Consider the following 14,772-nt stretch of genomic DNA (forward strand, 5'->3'; position numbering starts at 1 on the left):
TTCGGCTTCGGCTTCGGCTTCGGCTTCGGCTTCGGCTTCGGCTTCGGCTTCGGCTTCGGCTTCGGCTTCGGCTTCGGCTTCGGAAATTACCTCGTCCGCAGGCTCGGGCGGGTCAAGGGGCTTATCTCCGGATTCAACCTCGGATTCGACATCAACGCCTGCGACCACCTCATCCGATTTGGGGTCCTCTATCGGTTCCTGATCGGTTTTCTTCTTACCAGCCACCGCCGCATTCCCCTTATCGATTCCAAAAACACCTGAACTACAGACGCTTCCAAGTTAGTCCGCACCCGGCTCACCCTCAACCCGCATCGCGTGTTTCACAAGCTTTTTAACGGCCTTGCGCATTTTCGTGGGTGTCGGCTTTGTAACCACCCTCAGGCAATCATACCCCAAGGATCTAAGGGGTTCAGCCGTCGCTTGACTGATCGCAGCCAGCCATAATGGCGCTGAACCGGGCCAGACATCGGCAAATTGTCGCGCGGTGCGGGGCGAGAATATTGGCGCAACAACCGGCACATTTCCCGCAGCCACCTCGGATGCCTCGTCCGTCAGCGGCAGCAAATGTTGTTGATAGACCGGCTGCTCCAGCGTGGTTACGCCCAGCTCGGTCAATCGTTCGGCGACGTCCCCCCGGCTATGTTCACCGCGCAGATGCAGCAAAGGGCTTTCAGGTCTGATTTTCAGCAAGCTGGCCACAAGCTCTTCTGCCGTCCCGCCAACCATCTGCGCCTGCCAACCTGCCCCGTTCGCGGCGCCAGTCGTCGCGGGACCAACACAATAGGCGGGCAAATCGCGGGTGACACCGATCGAGACCGCAGCATTCACGGCGTTTGCCGACGTAAAGATCAAGCCCTGCACGGCCGTTGTCACCACCTGCACCGGCAGATGTCTGATTTCCAGCAATGGGGAATGGATGACCGTGACCCGCGATCTGGTGCGGGTCGGCAGCTGCGCTACGAACCTCTCCGAGGCGGCGCGAGGGCGGGTCATCAACAAATACAACGGGCGGCGCCTTCGGCCTTGAGGATTGTTTGCATCCGCGCAGGGTGATACCCCGCTTGGCAGTCATGATGCAACGGATCAGGCCAATGGTGCAAACACTTACCGTCCTCGGGTTGGAAAGCAGCTGTGACGACACGGCTGCCGCCGTTGTGCGTCAAACTGAAGGTGGGCAAGCCGAAATTCTGTCTTCAATCGTGCATGGTCAGACCGAGTTGCACAGTGCGTTTGGCGGTGTCGTGCCCGAAATCGCAGCCCGCGCGCATGCGGAAAAACTGGATATCTGTGTGGTTCAGGCGCTGGATGCCGCCGGGCTGACCCTGCGGGATATGGACGCAGTCGCGGTGACCGCCGGGCCAGGGTTGATTGGCGGGGTTATGTCAGGGGTCATGTGTGCCAAAGGTTTATGTGCCGCGACAGGCCTGCCCCTGGTCGGCGTCAATCATCTGGCCGGGCACGCCCTGACACCACGACTGACGGATGGGATTGCGTTTCCCTACCTCATGCTGCTGGTTTCAGGCGGGCATTGCCAATATCTGATCGCACGGGGGCCCGAGGATTTTATCCGTCTGGGCGGCACCATCGACGATGCCCCCGGCGAGGCCTTCGACAAAACTGCCCGCCTGCTTGGCCTGCCGCAACCTGGGGGACCATCGGTGGAATCCGAAGCCCGTTCAGGCGATCCCAAACGGTTTCGATTCCCTCGACCCTTGCTAGACCGTCCCGGTTGCGATTTGTCATTCTCGGGCCTCAAAACTGCGCTGATGCGGATGCGAGATCAGATCGCCTCGGAAAAAGGCGGGTTGACCCGACAAGACCGGGCCGACCTGTGCGCCGGATTTCAACGAGCCATCGTTGACACGCTTGCCGAGAAAACCCGGCGGGCTGTCGCAGTTTACCTTACCGAGGCGCCAGCTGAGCCAGTGATTGCGGTGGCAGGTGGTGTTGCCGCCAATACTGCTATTCGAACCGCGTTAGAGACTGTTTGTACGGAATTGGGTGCAAAATTTACGGCACCACCCTTAAGCTTATGCACCGACAATGCGGCCATGATCGCCTTTGCCGGGATGGAGCGGTATCGTAATGGTGCGCGGGATGGGTTGGACCTGACCGCCCGCCCCCGTTGGCCGTTGGATCAGACCAGCCCGGCGATGCTGGGCAGTGGCAAGAAAGGCGCCAAGGCATGAGTGTTTCGGTGTTGGGCTCGGGCGCGTTTGGTACCGCTTTGGCGATATCCCTGGCCGGGAAAAGGCCAGTAACCCTGTGGTCTCGCGACGCGGATCAAGCACTTAAAATGCAGGATACGCGTCAAAACACGCGGCTTCCGGGCGTAGCGCTACCCTCAGATATCATTGTCACATCTGACATCGATACGGCGACCCAGGCTGAAACCCTGCTTTTGGCCGTTCCTATGCAGCAACTTCGCAGCGCGCTGTCCCGGCATGCGTTTTTGCTGACGGGCAAAACACTGGTTGCCTGTTGTAAGGGGATCGAACTGTCCACGGGTCTGGGTCCGGTGTCGGTCATTGACCAGACGGTCCCGGAGGCGCGGGCGGCGTTGTTAACGGGCCCCAGCTTTGCCGACGATATTGCGCGCGGTCTGCCTACCGCGCTGACACTGGCCTGCGCGGATGCCGCGATGAGCCAATCCCTGCAAGCAGAGTTGACCACGGCCAATCTGCGCCTTTACCGCACAACGGATACGATTGGAGCTGAATTGGGCGGTGCCCTGAAGAACGTGATGGCGATTGGATGTGGCGCCAGTATTGGTGCGGGTCTGGGTGACAGTGCCCGGGCAGCCCTGATCACCCGCGGCTTCGCCGAAATGCAGCGGTTTGCAACACTGCGCGGGGCACGGCCTGAAACCCTGATGGGCCTTTCCGGCCTGGGCGATCTGGTGTTGACCTGCTCGTCTGAGCTGTCGCGAAACTATCGCTTTGGCCTGTCACTGGGCAAACACGAGACGTTCGACGCCAACACAACGGTCGAAGGCGTCGCCACAGCGCAGGCTATGGCCGACATCGCAACCGCCGAGGGGCTGGAGATGCCAATCAGCACAACGGTGGCAGAACTCAGCAGCGGCGCTTACAGTGTGACCGAAGCGCTTCAATCACTGCTCAATCGCCCACTTAAGGAGGAATAACATGCTCATCGCCCTTATCGCCCGTGACAAGGACGGCGCGCTGCAAACCCGGCTGGACAACCGCACGGCCCATCTGGCCTATATCGAGGAAACCGGCGTCGTCTCGCAGGCCGGTCCCTTGCTGGACAGAGACGCAATGATCGGGTCCCTGATCATCCTCGATGTAGACAATCTGGCCGCCGCACAGACTTGGGCAGACAATGACCCATACGCCCAAGCGGGATTGTTTCAGTCGGTCGAGCTAATCCCTTGGAAAAAGGTTATCGGCTGATGGCGTATTGGCTGTTCAAATCCGAACCTTCGACCTGGAGCTGGGATCAACAGGTTGCCAAGGGCGAGGCTGGCGAGGAATGGGATGGCGTGCGCAATTATCAGGCGCGCAATTTCATGCGCCAGATGCACATCGGCGATCGTGGCTTTTTCTACCATTCGCAAAAGGACAAGGCGATTGTCGGCATAGTCGAGGTCTGCGCCGAGGCGCATCCCGACAGCACAACAGATGACGACCGCTGGGAATGCGTTGATATCAAGGCTATACGCCCTTTCACCACCGCAGTGACTCTGGATCAAATCAAAGCCGATGAACGGCTGGCCGAGATGGTGTTGGTCAGGAACTCACGCCTATCGGTGCAACCGGTCGGTGACGCGGAATGGCGCTTGATCTGTGATCTGGGTCGGACTCAGGCCGATTGAAGTCGCAAGTTCATTCATGTTCGATTAGCACTTCGACTGCCTTTTGCTTGATCACACAGCCATCCGTTGAAATAGCGGTAACCTTGCCCTTTACCGAGGGTCCAAAGCCCAATGGAGAATGCTTGTGATCCTTTGGGGTGACAAACATGTTGATCAGTTGCGGCGCTGGCCCCTGAGGAACCCGACCGGTCGGTGTCGGCACTGCGTCAGCCGAGGACCCTTCAGTCGCAATCCATGAGAACCCGGTGTAAAGCCACTGATTTCCCGCGCCGCCCGAGTTGATCCTGAACTGGTGGGTCAGCGTGCGACCATTCTTGTGGAACAACGCCCCGTTGATCGTGGTCGCCGTAATGTTGATGATCTGATTGCTGGGCACAAAGAACAGATGCTCGTCCTCGTTATCCTGATTGGATGATTCCACGACGATGTTGGTCGTGTCGAGTTCGAGCGTCTCGCCGAACAGTCCACAGCTGCCAACTGGAAATGGTCCAAAGGAAATAACCGCGGATTCACCCGGACCCAAAGCCGGGCCACTTTGCGTCAGTTGAGCAATGGTGTGCGTGGCCGGGTCACCTTCAAGCCAGCCAACGCTGGTGACATTGCGCTGAAAGACCCACTGAACGACTGTCTCGGTGATCTGATACCCGGCAGGCACCGCGCTGCTGCCCGCATTGGTGATCTCATGCGAGATCGTGACCGCCGATGTCCCCCGAGGCAGGATGTCGACAGGTCCGTTGATTCCAAATCCGTCCACCTCAATCTCGGTCGAGCCAGGCATATAGACCTTGGGCTCAACCCAAACCAGGTTGGCACATGATCCAACCAGAATGACGCCAAATACGATTAGAAAGTCTGACTTTTTGAACATAACACGGTCCCCCTGCCGTGGTAAAAGTCAGCGGACAGTAACATTTTTTAGACAAAACCCCAAATTTGCGCAGTGTTATGAGGTTGTCGCCTAGTTCCAGATGCAAAAAAGGGAAGGCCCTGACGATGCAGAACCTTCCCTACCCCGCATGCTCCCTACTCACCACACGCGTATAGAATCTCTTGGTTCTGACCGTCCTGGTCACAAGATGACATTAGCCGAATTCTGCTGGACGCTTCAAACGGCAAGTCTGTAAATTGTAAATCAAATACAAAACGCCCGCCGGTTACCGACGGGCGTAAAGAAAGATTAAAACGGGATCAGCCGTAAACCGACTCTTTGCCAAATTGCTTGGTCAGCATGTAATAGACGACCGCGCGGTATTTGTTGCGCTCGGACATGCCATAGGTTTCCATGGCTTTGTTGATCGCCGCCATCAGCTCGGGGCCATCGGACAGGCCCAGCTTTTTGATCAGGAAGTTGTTCTTGACCGTCTCAAGCTCGGATTCCTGGCTGGCGGCAACTGTGGATGCGTCCGCGTCATAAACTGCCGGGCCACAGCCAATGGTGACTTTGGTCAGCAGGTCCATGTCTGGTTCCATACCGCATTTGCTTTTCAGATCTTCGGCATATTTGGCAATCAGTTCGTCGCGTTTTCCCATTGTCGTCTCCTGGTTCGGGTTGAGTTCTGGCCATTCCAGCGCCGGAGATACGGTAACGGGCAGATGTAATTGCACAAAGGGAAAAATCCGGAGCATTCCCCCTAAGCAAATCCCGGCCATCATTCAGGGTTGATTTTGGGTTCTTCATTATTTAACATATGTGTTAAATATTAGGATGAGGAGATCGTCATGCCCGTTTCCCTACCAAATGAAAGCCCCGAATACAGAGCGGCGCGGAACCGCCTGCTGACCGCCGAAACAGAGCTAAGAGCACAGGTTGAAAAGGTCGCCACCCTGCGGCGCGGATTGCCCAAGGGCGGCATCCTTTCAGAGGATTATGAATTTCGCGCGCTGGATGGGTCGTCCGCCCCGCTGTCCTCTCTGTTCGGGTCGCACGATACGTTGGTCATCTATTCCTTGATGTACGCATCTGACGCAAAATCACCCTGTCCCATGTGCTCGGCCTTTTTGGACGGGCTGAATAGCCAGATCGCACATTTGTCTCAGACAACTTCAATTGCGGTGGTGGCCCAGAACACGCCCGCGACACTTGCCGCGCTTAAAACCCGGATGGAATGGCAGGAATTACCGCTATATTCCGCAATGGGCACAACTTATCAGCGTGATTATCTGGCGGAAATGGATGACGGCAGCCAGTTGCCAATCCTGAACGTGTTTCACCGCGATCGGGATGGCGTGCATCATTTCTGGAGTTCTGAGTTGTTCTTTGAGCCCAGCGACTGGCACCCAAGGCACATTGATGCGGCCTGGCCGCTTTGGAACATTCTGGATTTCACGCCACAAGGGCGCGGCGAATTCCTACCCTCATTGCGCTGACATCAAAAGAAAAACGGCGGCCAGAACGGCCGCCGCTTGCATTCTGCACTGTGCAGAAATTAGTAGCGGTAATGCTCGGGCTTATACGGGCCTTCGGGCTTCACGCCAATATAAGATGCTTGCTCGCTGTCCATCCGCGTCAGCTTCACACCGATACGGTCCAGATGCAGACGGGCGACTTTTTCGTCCAGATGCTTGGGCAGGATATAGACCTGATTGTCGTACTCATCACCCTTGGTGAACAGCTCGATCTGCGCCAGAACCTGGTTGGTGAAGGAGGCCGACATCACAAAGGACGGGTGACCGGTGGCGTTGCCAAGGTTCAACAGACGGCCTTCGGACAGCAGGATGAGACGATTGCCCGAGGGCATCTCGATCATGTCCACCTGTTCCTTGATGTTGGTCCACTTGTGGTTCTTCAGGCTGGCGACCTGAATTTCATTGTCGAAGTGACCGATATTGCCGACTATGGCCATGTCCTTCATCGCGCGCATATGCTCGATGCGGATCACGTCCTTGTTGCCGGTGGTGGTGATGAAGATGTCCGCGCTGGCAACTTCGTCCTCCAGCAAGGTAACCTCGAACCCGTCCATCGCGGCCTGCAATGCGCAGATCGGGTCAACCTCGGTCACTTTCACACGGGCACCAGCACCGCTCAGCGACGCGGCCGAGCCTTTGCCCACATCGCCATAACCGCAAACGACAGCGACCTTACCAGCCATCATCGTATCAGTAGCGCGACGGATGCCGTCAACCAGCGATTCCTTGCAGCCGTATTTGTTATCGAACTTCGACTTGGTGACGCTGTCGTTCACATTGATCGCCGGGAAGGGCAGTTGGCCTTCCTTGACCAGTTGGTACAGACGGTTCACACCGGTTGTGGTTTCCTCGGACACGCCCTGAATCTGGTCGCGCATCTTGGTGAACCAACCGGGCGACGCCGCCATCCGCTTGGCAATCTGTGCCTTGATCGCTTCTTCTTCTTCCGAACCTGGAACAGGGATGATGTCCTCACCCGCTTCGGCACGCGCACCCAGCAGGATGTACAATGTCGCGTCGCCGCCATCGTCCAGGATCATGTTGGGGCCATCTTCGAACAGGAAAGATTTGTCGAGGTAATCCCAATGCTCTTCCAGCGTCTGACCTTTGATGGCGAAAACAGGCACACCAGATGCAGCAATCGCTGCCGCTGCATGATCCTGAGTCGAGAAGATGTTGCACGATGCCCAGCGCACATCCGCGCCCAGCGCCACAAGCGTTTCGATCAGTACGGCGGTCTGGATCGTCATATGCAACGAGCCAACAATGCGCGCACCTTTCAGCGGCTTGCTTTCGCCGTATTCGGCGCGCAGGGACATCAGGCCCGGCATTTCCGTTTCTGCGATATCAAGTTCTTTGCGGCCGAACTCGGCCAGCGAAATGTCCTTAACGATATAATCCCCGGCCATCAGGTGCTCCATTCCGGTAAATAAAAGTCCGGGCTGCCCCTAGCATTCCTTGGGGCAGGTGGCAATGTAGATGGTCGAATACGAGATATTACGCCGCGAAAATCAGCTGGGCGTGCCCTCAACTTTGATTTTGGGGATCGCTTCGAAAAAATCTGTGCCAACGGCGACAATACAACTAATGCCGTTCGCGTGGGTCACCAAAACGGTGTAACTTCCCGTTTTTTCTGAGGTCCAGACCTCCATGACCGACTGTGCGCCGCGTGTTTTCTGCAAACCACCAAAGGTCAGCTCTTCCGAGTATGCCTCCTGCAGCTTGTCGATAACCTGATCGCGCTCTGCACAATTCTGGGCAAAGGCAGGGGGCGCGGTGGCGGCCATTCCAAAGGTCAGGGCTATTGCAAACAAACGCTTGAACATAACATGCTCCTTTCGATACGGGTTTCGTTTCGAGAGGGCGCAACTGTGAGGAGTATGCACCCCCCTCAGTCCTAATGTCGGGATCTTGTTGCTCGGGTTCAAAGCACGAATGCTCAAGAAAATGTTGGCAGCAAGTGATCCAGACAGGTACATCATAGCACAAAAGCGCGAATTCAACGTGTCCAACTTCACAAGGCATGGCAGTATGGCAACACAACCCAGAGCATGGCAGAGAATGCTGTCGGGCCGCAGGCTGGACCTGCTGGACCCAACACCAGTGGATATTGAGATCGAAGATATCGCCCACGGGTTGGCCTTTGTTGCGCGTTGGAACGGGCAGACTATGGGCGATTTCGCCTATTCCGTGGCCGAGCACTCCCTGCTGGTTGAAGAGATTTTTGGCCGTATCGCGCCCAAAGCTCCGGTGAAATGGCGGCTTGCAGCCTTGTTACACGATGCGCCGGAATACGTGATCGGAGACATGATCTCGCCGGTGAAATCCGCTGTGGGCCCGGGTTACGGCGCGCTGGACGACCGATTGGCAGCAGCGATCCACATCCGGTTCGGGCTACCTGCCGTGGTGCCGAAAACGATAAAACGTCAGATCAAAAAGGCCGACAAGATCAGCGCCTGGATGGAGGCCACCCAGATCGCGGGCTTTTCCGAGGCGGAGGCGACGAAGTTCTTTGGCCGCCCGGATAAGGCGGTGATGGAGGGGTTGGAGATCAGGCTAAAACCGCCGGTTGAGGTGCGGCAGGCGTATACACATCGGCATGGAGAATTGATCGGGTTGATTTGAGCGGACCCAATGCGACTAATGTCGGCTCCGAGCCCAAAATGATCAATACTGCACGGCGCACGAATGTCAGCTATTCGGCTTCTACGGCCAGTCGTCTGACCAACACCAAGATCAGTATCACTGCAATGAACAGAAACACCGCACCGACAATCCATGCGATAGGTGTAGAGTAAATTTCAGCGACAGTTCCGGCCAAAACCAGACCCAATGCGGCCCCCAACTGTTGTATCAGCGATTTCAGAGATAGCATGGTCGACCGCTGACGGTCTTCTACACAGCGATGCAGAATGCTGCTGGCCGGCGTTTCGCTGACACCAAGGATCACAGAATACAGGACGAATACTGCCACAAAGCCGATGATACTGCCTTGCAACGCCAATGTGATCTGAACGCCCGCCAAGCAAGCAAAGGTCGCCGCCAGCGTCATGGGGTGCCGCCGCTTGAAGATCCGGCTGATGTGCGGAGACAGAGATGCGCCGAAAGCGATGGAGAAGAAATAGGTCGCAGTCACGACACCGATGACGGTGTTTGCATAACCCTCGTCCAACATGGGTTTTGCATGGGTCGGCCAGATCACCTCGACAGGGTTGGTTGCCATCAGAAAGAACGCCAACGCTGCCAGAAGTATCGACAGAGCGGGATGTTTAAGAGCCAAAAGGCTCGCGTCCTTTATCACCGTTGGGACATTAGCGAAGCCGTGCATGAGAGCCGTGACGTTCATCGGACGCGGTTTTTCGACAATGGCCAACATCGTGAAAACAAACACGCCCAACATCACACCGAAGCTTGCCACGTAGGACACATCATAGATGCTGAACCCAAGGCTTTTCGCGTCCTCGCCCAAAATATCGGGCAGAAGACCTCCCAAGACGGCGCCAATGGCCAACCCTACAGCGTTAGCCCATTGCGCTTTGGCCAGTGCGGGCTGGACATCCACATTAGGCGCGGTAGCCTTGAAAGTTTCGACAAACCACGCATCAAGCGTGCCCGATCGAAGCGCGCGTCCAAAACCGATGAATGCAAATGAAAGCGCCAGGACATAGAAATCACTCGTCGAGAGAAAAAGCACGAGCGAAATCAAACTGGCGACGACCGCCGTCAAAAAGACCGGCTTGCGGCCAATACTGTCGGCGAGGCCACCAAACGGCAGCTCCATCGCCATAGTCGTGAGCGAGTAGACCCCGAAGAGAAGCGAGATTTGAAAGAGGTCCATGCCACGGTCAGTCAATGCCAGAGCAACAACGGCGACTGTCAGTCCCATCGCAAAACGGTCAAGGAACTGGTGTATCTGAAACACACGAATGTGCCGTCGCGCTGACTCATTCAGTGCTGCGAAAGAGAACTCGACTTCGGTGACCATCTTTGCAGCATCGTAGTTGCTGTCGACATGCACAATACATTATGTGAGCCAAAACCTATGCCGCGCACCCAAGCGGCCGTTCGTGCAAGTGGGGCGAAGGTCTGGTTTGGTCCGCAAAGCCGACCTTGCCGTTTCCGCTCACCCAAGTACCTGTACTAAAGTGGTTTAGCTCAGAACCACTACCGTGGACTGCGTTTCGCCAAAATCCGCTGCAGCGTCCGCCGGTGCATGTTCAACCGACGCGCCGTCTCGGATACGTTCCGATCACACAGCTCATAGACGCGCTGGATATGTTCCCAGCGCACACGATCCGCGCTCATCGGATTTTCCGGTGGAGGGGGCAATTCGTCGCCCTTGGCCAGCAGTGCGTTGGTGATGTCAGTGGCGTCGGCGGGTTTCGACAGGTAGTCCGTCGCGCCGATCTTGACGGCGGCCACGGCGGTGGCGATGGCTCCGTATCCGGTCAGAACCACAACCCGGCTGTCGGGGCGCTTTTCCCGCAGCACCTCGACCACATCCAGACCGTTGCCATCCTCTAGCCGCAGATCGACCACCGCATAGGCAGGCGGGCGGGCCGTGGAGATGGCGCGGCCTGCGGCGACGGATCCGGCGGTTTCAACCTCGAATCCACGTTTCTCCATGGCTTTGGCCAGGCGTCTCAGAAACGGCTCGTCATCGTCCACCAAAAGCAGGGATTTATCGGGGCCGATATCAAGCTGAGAACTGTCTGCCATATGTTGGTCTTTCCGCTATTTCACGCCTTTGGCTTAAACATGAGTAATAGCAGCGCCATTTCAAACGTCAAACCGATGTGGTGTCGGGCTCAGGTCTGATCCAGAAAGCAGCCAACTTTGTCTGCCATCTGCTCGGCGGTGTCGTCACGTTTGAAGAATTCCAGGAATCCATCTTCGGGCGTAACCAGATAGGTAAAGGTGGAATGATCAACCAGATAGTACTCGTCGCTTTTGTCCTGCGCCTTGTAATATGTCTTGTATGCCTTGCTGGCCGCCTTCACCTGCTCAGCCGAACCGGTCAGGCCGATCATCTTTTCATGCAGGTTATAGGCGAAGTCACCCACAGCATCAGGCGTATCGCGATCCGGATCGATCGAGATGAACACAGGCGTCACCGACTGGCCGCGTTCGGCCAACAAATCGATAGCTTCGGCATTTCGCGAGGTATCCAGCGGACAGACATCAGGGCAGAAGGTATAGCCAAAATAAACCAGAGTAGGCTCGGTGATCACGTCCGTGTCGGTGACGGTTTCGCCCTTGGCGTTAACCAGCTCAAACGGCCCGCCGATCGTAGCCGTACCACCAGCAATCTGGCTGGAGCGGCACTGCGCGAATTTGTCGTCCGAGCCCCCCCGGGTCATCAGCCACATGGCACCAAGGCCGACAGCAAGAACAACGGTTGCGAGTATAGCATATAGGCGGGTCATGACGATTATCCGGACGCAAGGGGTTGTTGATCGTTTCGACCGGGACACCTATCAAGATGATCAGCCGATGCAACAGGACATAGTGGACCAATGGCAGATTCCAATCAGACCTTTTGGCGCGGCCAGGAACGCAGCAGCTGGATTCGCCTGCGGACCCTGATCCTGTTGCGATGGGTGGCCATATTCGGCCAGATCACTGCGATCACCGTCGCTCAGCGCACCTATCACGTACAGCTCGAAGTAGGTCTGTGCTATCTGGCCATCGGCGTATCCGTGATGGGCAACCTGACCGCAATCATGCTGTTTCCTCAGAACAAGCGCCTATCCGAGTTCGAGAACTTTCTGATGGTGCTGTTCGATCTGCTGCAGCTTGCCTTTCTGCTGTACCTTACCGGTGGCCTGAACAATCCGTTCGCCCTGCTGCTGGTGGGGCCGGTGACGATCTCTGCCAATGTCATGAGCACACGCTCGACCTTGATCGTTGGCGGCGTGGCGATTTTCCTGACCACCCTGCTGGCCGAGTTTCATCTGCCCCTGAGTACAAATCTGGGGCTCGAGTTGCGCATTCCCGAAATTTTGCTGTTCGGAAACTGGGCGGCGATCATCATCGCCATCGTGTTTATCGGCGCCTATTCCCATCGGGTCAGTTCCGAAGTGCAGTCGATGTCCGAGGCGCTCTCGGCCACGCATATGGCCCTGGCGCGTGAGCAGAAGCTGACCGATCTGGGCGGTGTCGTCGCCGCCGCCGCGCATGAGCTGGGCACGCCACTGGCCACGATCAAGCTAACCAGTTCGGAGCTGATCGAAGAGCTGGATGACCGCCCCGATCTGAAAGAGGACGCCGCGCTGATCCGGGAACAGGCCAACCGCTGCCGCGACATTTTGCGCGACATGGGCCGGGCCGGTAAGGACGATTTGCATTTGCGACAGGCGCCGCTTTCAACCGTTGTGCACGAAGCGGCCGAGCCGCATATCGACCGGGGCAAAATAGTTCATTTCGACGAAGGACCAGTGCAAGATGGGGATGTCCAGCAACCTTCGATCCTGCGTAAGCCCGAGATCATCCATGGGTTACGCAACCTGATCCAGAATGCGGTGGATTTCGCCCGCGCCAATGTCTGGGTCGAGGCCGAATGGACCACCGACCGGATCACGATCAGCATCATGGATGACGGGCGCGGCTACCCTTCGCAGATGATTGGCCGCATCGGCGACCCGTTTATGCGTCGAAGACGGGCCGAATCCGACCAGCGGGCGCGCCCCGAATACGAGGGGATGGGTCTGGGCCTGTTCATCGCCAAGACTTTGCTGGAACGTAGCGGCGCGCAACTTGCATTTGCGAACGGCTCGGACCCGTATCAGCACTTGTCCGACCATCCGGATCGAAAGGGCGCGATCGTCAAAGTGTCGTGGCCGCGCAATCTGATTGACGCACAAAAAGGCGACACGCCCGTCCCATCCGGCGAGAACAAGCATATCCAGGCGTAGATCAGGCGTCAGTTAAGACACCGTTAACCAATCGTGATCATAATCTGACCCGGTTCCTTTCAGGTATGGGGTAATGAATGGCCGACTGGATCATCCTGGCCGCGATCAGCCTGGTCTCTTGTTGTTTCGCGGTTCAATGGCTTTTGCCACGTCGCGCGCGGCGTGATGACAGCTATGGGCTGTTCTCACCCTCTTCTCTGTTTGATGCCGTGTTCCTGTTTGACGGCCACCGGCTGATCAGCCACTCGGACATTGCGCTAGCCGGTTTTGAAGCTGTCAGCGACTGGGACGATTTGCGGCGTCTCTTGCAGCGGGACTTTCCGACCTTTCCCGAAACACCCGAAATTGTGCGCGATCAGGGCAGTCTGCTGGTGTCCGCCATCGATTGCACGGTCGAACGCGAAGTGTTGTGCGAATGGATCGATGGCATCGTCCGCGTACGGCTGCGCGCGTTGTCCAGGACCTCGAACACAGTGCTGCGCGACCCCAACGATCCCATCCGGCTGGCGATGGATCAGGCACCTTATCCGGTGTGGTTGTTGGATCGCAACGACCGGGTCCGCTGGTGCAACGCAGCTTATGTCGCCCTCGTCCGCAAGGCACGCGGTCAGGACGCCGATCTGACCGCTGCCCTGTTTCCGACCCCGTTGGATGATGCCCGGCTAAGTGGAAAGTCCCGCATCTCGGTCGATGTGGAGGGCAGCACCAACAAATTGTGGTTCGATCTGACCCAAGTTGATCGCGACGAAGGCCGCCTGTGCTATGCCGTGGACATCAACGCCATTGTCGAGGCGGAAACCGCCCAGCGCAAATTCGTGCAGACCATGACCAAGACCTTTGCACAGCTGTCCATCGGACTGGCCATTTTCGACCGGAACCGACAGCTGGCCCTGTTCAACCCGGCTTTGATCGATCTGACCGCCCTACCCCCCGATTTTCTCAGTTGCCGCCCCAGCCTGTCGAGCTTTTTTGACCGTCTGCGCGATCAACACATGATGCCAGAGCCGAAGAATTACCGCAGTTGGCGACGCCAGATGAATGATCTGCTGGAAGCGGCCGAAGACGGCAATTATCAGGAAACCTGGTCGCTTCCGTCCGGGTCGGTCTATTCTGTCAGTGGCCGGCCGCATCCGGACGGCGCCGTGGCCTTTCTGTTCGAAGATATCACTGCCGAGATCACCCTGACCCGTCGGTTTCGATCCGAGATGGATCTGATGCAATCCATTCTGGACAAGCTGGCAGACGCCATAGCCGTATTTGCGGATGATGGGACGCTGGCGCTGACAAACTATGCCTATCAAAAGCTCTGGGGCGACACGGATGAGGTCGGGTTTGACACTGACTCGGTCATGGATGTGACGCGGAAATGGCAGGAACATTGTGTAGCCACGCCGATCCTCGGAGAGATCCGGGATTTCGTCGAAATGCGCGACAACCGCGCCGAATGGTCGGCTGAAATTCGGACCCGGAACGGCATCGCGCTGGAATGTACGGTCACACCGATGCAGAACGGCGCGACTATTGTCCGGTTTTCCCCACATAATAGATCTGCCGCCATCAAAGGGATGCAACAAATCAGCGCCTGAACCGGGTTGCAGCGGATCGGGCTGCGTT

Annotated in this window: 16 protein-coding genes and 1 pseudogene; 8 read left to right on the forward strand and 9 right to left on the reverse strand. The window is 57.1% G+C overall.

Going from position 1 to position 14,772, the window contains the following annotated elements:
- Positions 1-225 (reverse strand): annotated as a pseudogene (locus HW561_RS23895) (hypothetical protein); the annotation flags it as partial.
- A 54-nt stretch (positions 226-279) separates the two neighbouring features.
- Positions 280-993, reverse strand: coding sequence for a uroporphyrinogen-III synthase (locus tag HW561_RS08780; RefSeq protein WP_176863781.1), 714 nt, complete (start codon positions 991-993; stop codon positions 280-282).
- A gap of 98 nt (positions 994-1,091) precedes the next feature.
- Here HW561_RS08780 and tsaD point away from each other — a divergent pair, with 98 nt between their 5' ends.
- Genes tsaD through HW561_RS08800 form a run of 4 tightly spaced genes read left to right on the forward strand, consistent with a single transcriptional unit; the run spans position 1,092 to position 3,838 of the window.
- A complete protein-coding gene (gene tsaD, locus HW561_RS08785; protein WP_176863783.1) occupies positions 1,092-2,189 on the forward strand; it encodes a tRNA (adenosine(37)-N6)-threonylcarbamoyltransferase complex transferase subunit TsaD in 1,098 nt (365 codons plus the stop codon).
- Positions 2,186-3,145 (forward strand): NAD(P)H-dependent glycerol-3-phosphate dehydrogenase, encoded by a 960-nt coding sequence (locus HW561_RS08790; protein ID WP_176863785.1) that lies wholly within the window; start codon positions 2,186-2,188, stop codon positions 3,143-3,145. The genes tsaD and HW561_RS08790 overlap by 4 nt, the downstream gene beginning before the upstream one ends.
- A 1-nt stretch (position 3,146) precedes the next feature.
- Positions 3,147-3,416 (forward strand): YciI family protein, encoded by a 270-nt coding sequence (locus HW561_RS08795; RefSeq protein ID WP_176863787.1) that lies wholly within the window; start codon positions 3,147-3,149, stop codon positions 3,414-3,416.
- Positions 3,416-3,838 carry an EVE domain-containing protein gene (locus HW561_RS08800; RefSeq protein ID WP_176863789.1) on the forward strand — a complete coding sequence of 141 codons (423 nt, stop codon included), beginning with the start codon at positions 3,416-3,418 and terminating at the stop codon, positions 3,836-3,838. Before HW561_RS08795 ends, HW561_RS08800 begins: the two co-directional genes overlap by 1 nt.
- A gap of 10 nt (positions 3,839-3,848) precedes the next feature.
- On the opposite strand, the gene HW561_RS08805 is transcribed toward HW561_RS08800, so the two are convergent.
- Both HW561_RS08805 and HW561_RS08810 read right to left on the reverse strand, forming a co-directional pair.
- Positions 3,849-4,706 carry a hypothetical protein gene (locus HW561_RS08805; protein ID WP_176863792.1) on the reverse strand — a complete coding sequence of 286 codons (858 nt, stop codon included), beginning with the start codon at positions 4,704-4,706 and terminating at the stop codon, positions 3,849-3,851.
- Positions 4,707-5,026: 320 nt separating this feature from the next.
- Entirely contained in the window at positions 5,027-5,368 is a 342-nt protein-coding gene (locus HW561_RS08810; RefSeq protein ID WP_176863794.1) for a DUF2853 family protein, read from the reverse strand.
- Between the two features lie 189 nt (positions 5,369-5,557).
- On the opposite strand from HW561_RS08810, the gene HW561_RS08815 reads away from it, so the two are divergent.
- The gene (locus HW561_RS08815) at positions 5,558-6,205 is read left to right on the forward strand and encodes a DUF899 family protein (RefSeq protein ID WP_176863796.1); all 648 of its coding nucleotides are present in this window, start codon (positions 5,558-5,560) and stop codon (positions 6,203-6,205) included.
- Between the two features lie 59 nt (positions 6,206-6,264).
- Here the strand turns inward: HW561_RS08815 and ahcY are convergent, their stop codons facing one another.
- Together ahcY and HW561_RS08825 are read right to left on the reverse strand one after the other, a co-directional pair.
- The gene (gene ahcY / locus HW561_RS08820; protein WP_176863798.1) at positions 6,265-7,653 is read right to left on the reverse strand and encodes an adenosylhomocysteinase; all 1,389 of its coding nucleotides are present in this window, start codon (positions 7,651-7,653) and stop codon (positions 6,265-6,267) included.
- Between the two features lie 102 nt (positions 7,654-7,755).
- Positions 7,756-8,070, reverse strand: a complete 315-nt coding sequence (locus HW561_RS08825; RefSeq protein ID WP_176863800.1) for a hypothetical protein — start codon at positions 8,068-8,070, stop codon at positions 7,756-7,758.
- Positions 8,071-8,275: 205 nt separating this feature from the next.
- Between HW561_RS08825 and HW561_RS08830 the strand changes: the two genes are divergently transcribed.
- Entirely contained in the window at positions 8,276-8,869 is a 594-nt protein-coding gene (locus HW561_RS08830; RefSeq protein ID WP_176863802.1) for an HD domain-containing protein, read from the forward strand.
- Positions 8,870-8,939: 70 nt separating this feature from the next.
- Here the strand turns inward: HW561_RS08830 and HW561_RS08835 are convergent, their stop codons facing one another.
- The 3 genes from HW561_RS08835 to HW561_RS08845 all read right to left on the reverse strand — a co-directional run bounded on the left by HW561_RS08835 (position 8,940) and on the right by HW561_RS08845 (position 11,670).
- Positions 8,940-10,229 carry an MFS transporter gene (locus HW561_RS08835; RefSeq protein ID WP_176863804.1) on the reverse strand — a complete coding sequence of 430 codons (1,290 nt, stop codon included), beginning with the start codon at positions 10,227-10,229 and terminating at the stop codon, positions 8,940-8,942.
- Between the two features lie 179 nt (positions 10,230-10,408).
- Positions 10,409-10,963 (reverse strand): ActR/PrrA/RegA family redox response regulator transcription factor, encoded by a 555-nt coding sequence (locus HW561_RS08840; protein ID WP_050604676.1) that lies wholly within the window; start codon positions 10,961-10,963, stop codon positions 10,409-10,411.
- An 89-nt stretch (positions 10,964-11,052) separates the two neighbouring features.
- Positions 11,053-11,670 (reverse strand): SCO family protein, encoded by a 618-nt coding sequence (locus tag HW561_RS08845; protein ID WP_176863806.1) that lies wholly within the window; start codon positions 11,668-11,670, stop codon positions 11,053-11,055.
- Between the two features lie 90 nt (positions 11,671-11,760).
- Here HW561_RS08845 and regB point away from each other — a divergent pair, with 90 nt between their 5' ends.
- The gene (gene regB, locus HW561_RS08850) at positions 11,761-13,158 is read left to right on the forward strand and encodes a sensor histidine kinase RegB (protein WP_176863808.1); all 1,398 of its coding nucleotides are present in this window, start codon (positions 11,761-11,763) and stop codon (positions 13,156-13,158) included.
- Positions 13,159-13,235: 77 nt separating this feature from the next.
- Positions 13,236-14,744, forward strand: a complete 1,509-nt coding sequence (locus HW561_RS08855) for a PAS-domain containing protein (RefSeq protein ID WP_176863810.1) — start codon at positions 13,236-13,238, stop codon at positions 14,742-14,744.
- Positions 14,745-14,772 lie beyond the last annotated feature (28 nt).

Source organism: Ruegeria haliotis, assembly GCF_013377785.1.
Lineage (GTDB): Bacteria > Pseudomonadota > Alphaproteobacteria > Rhodobacterales > Rhodobacteraceae > Ruegeria > Ruegeria haliotis.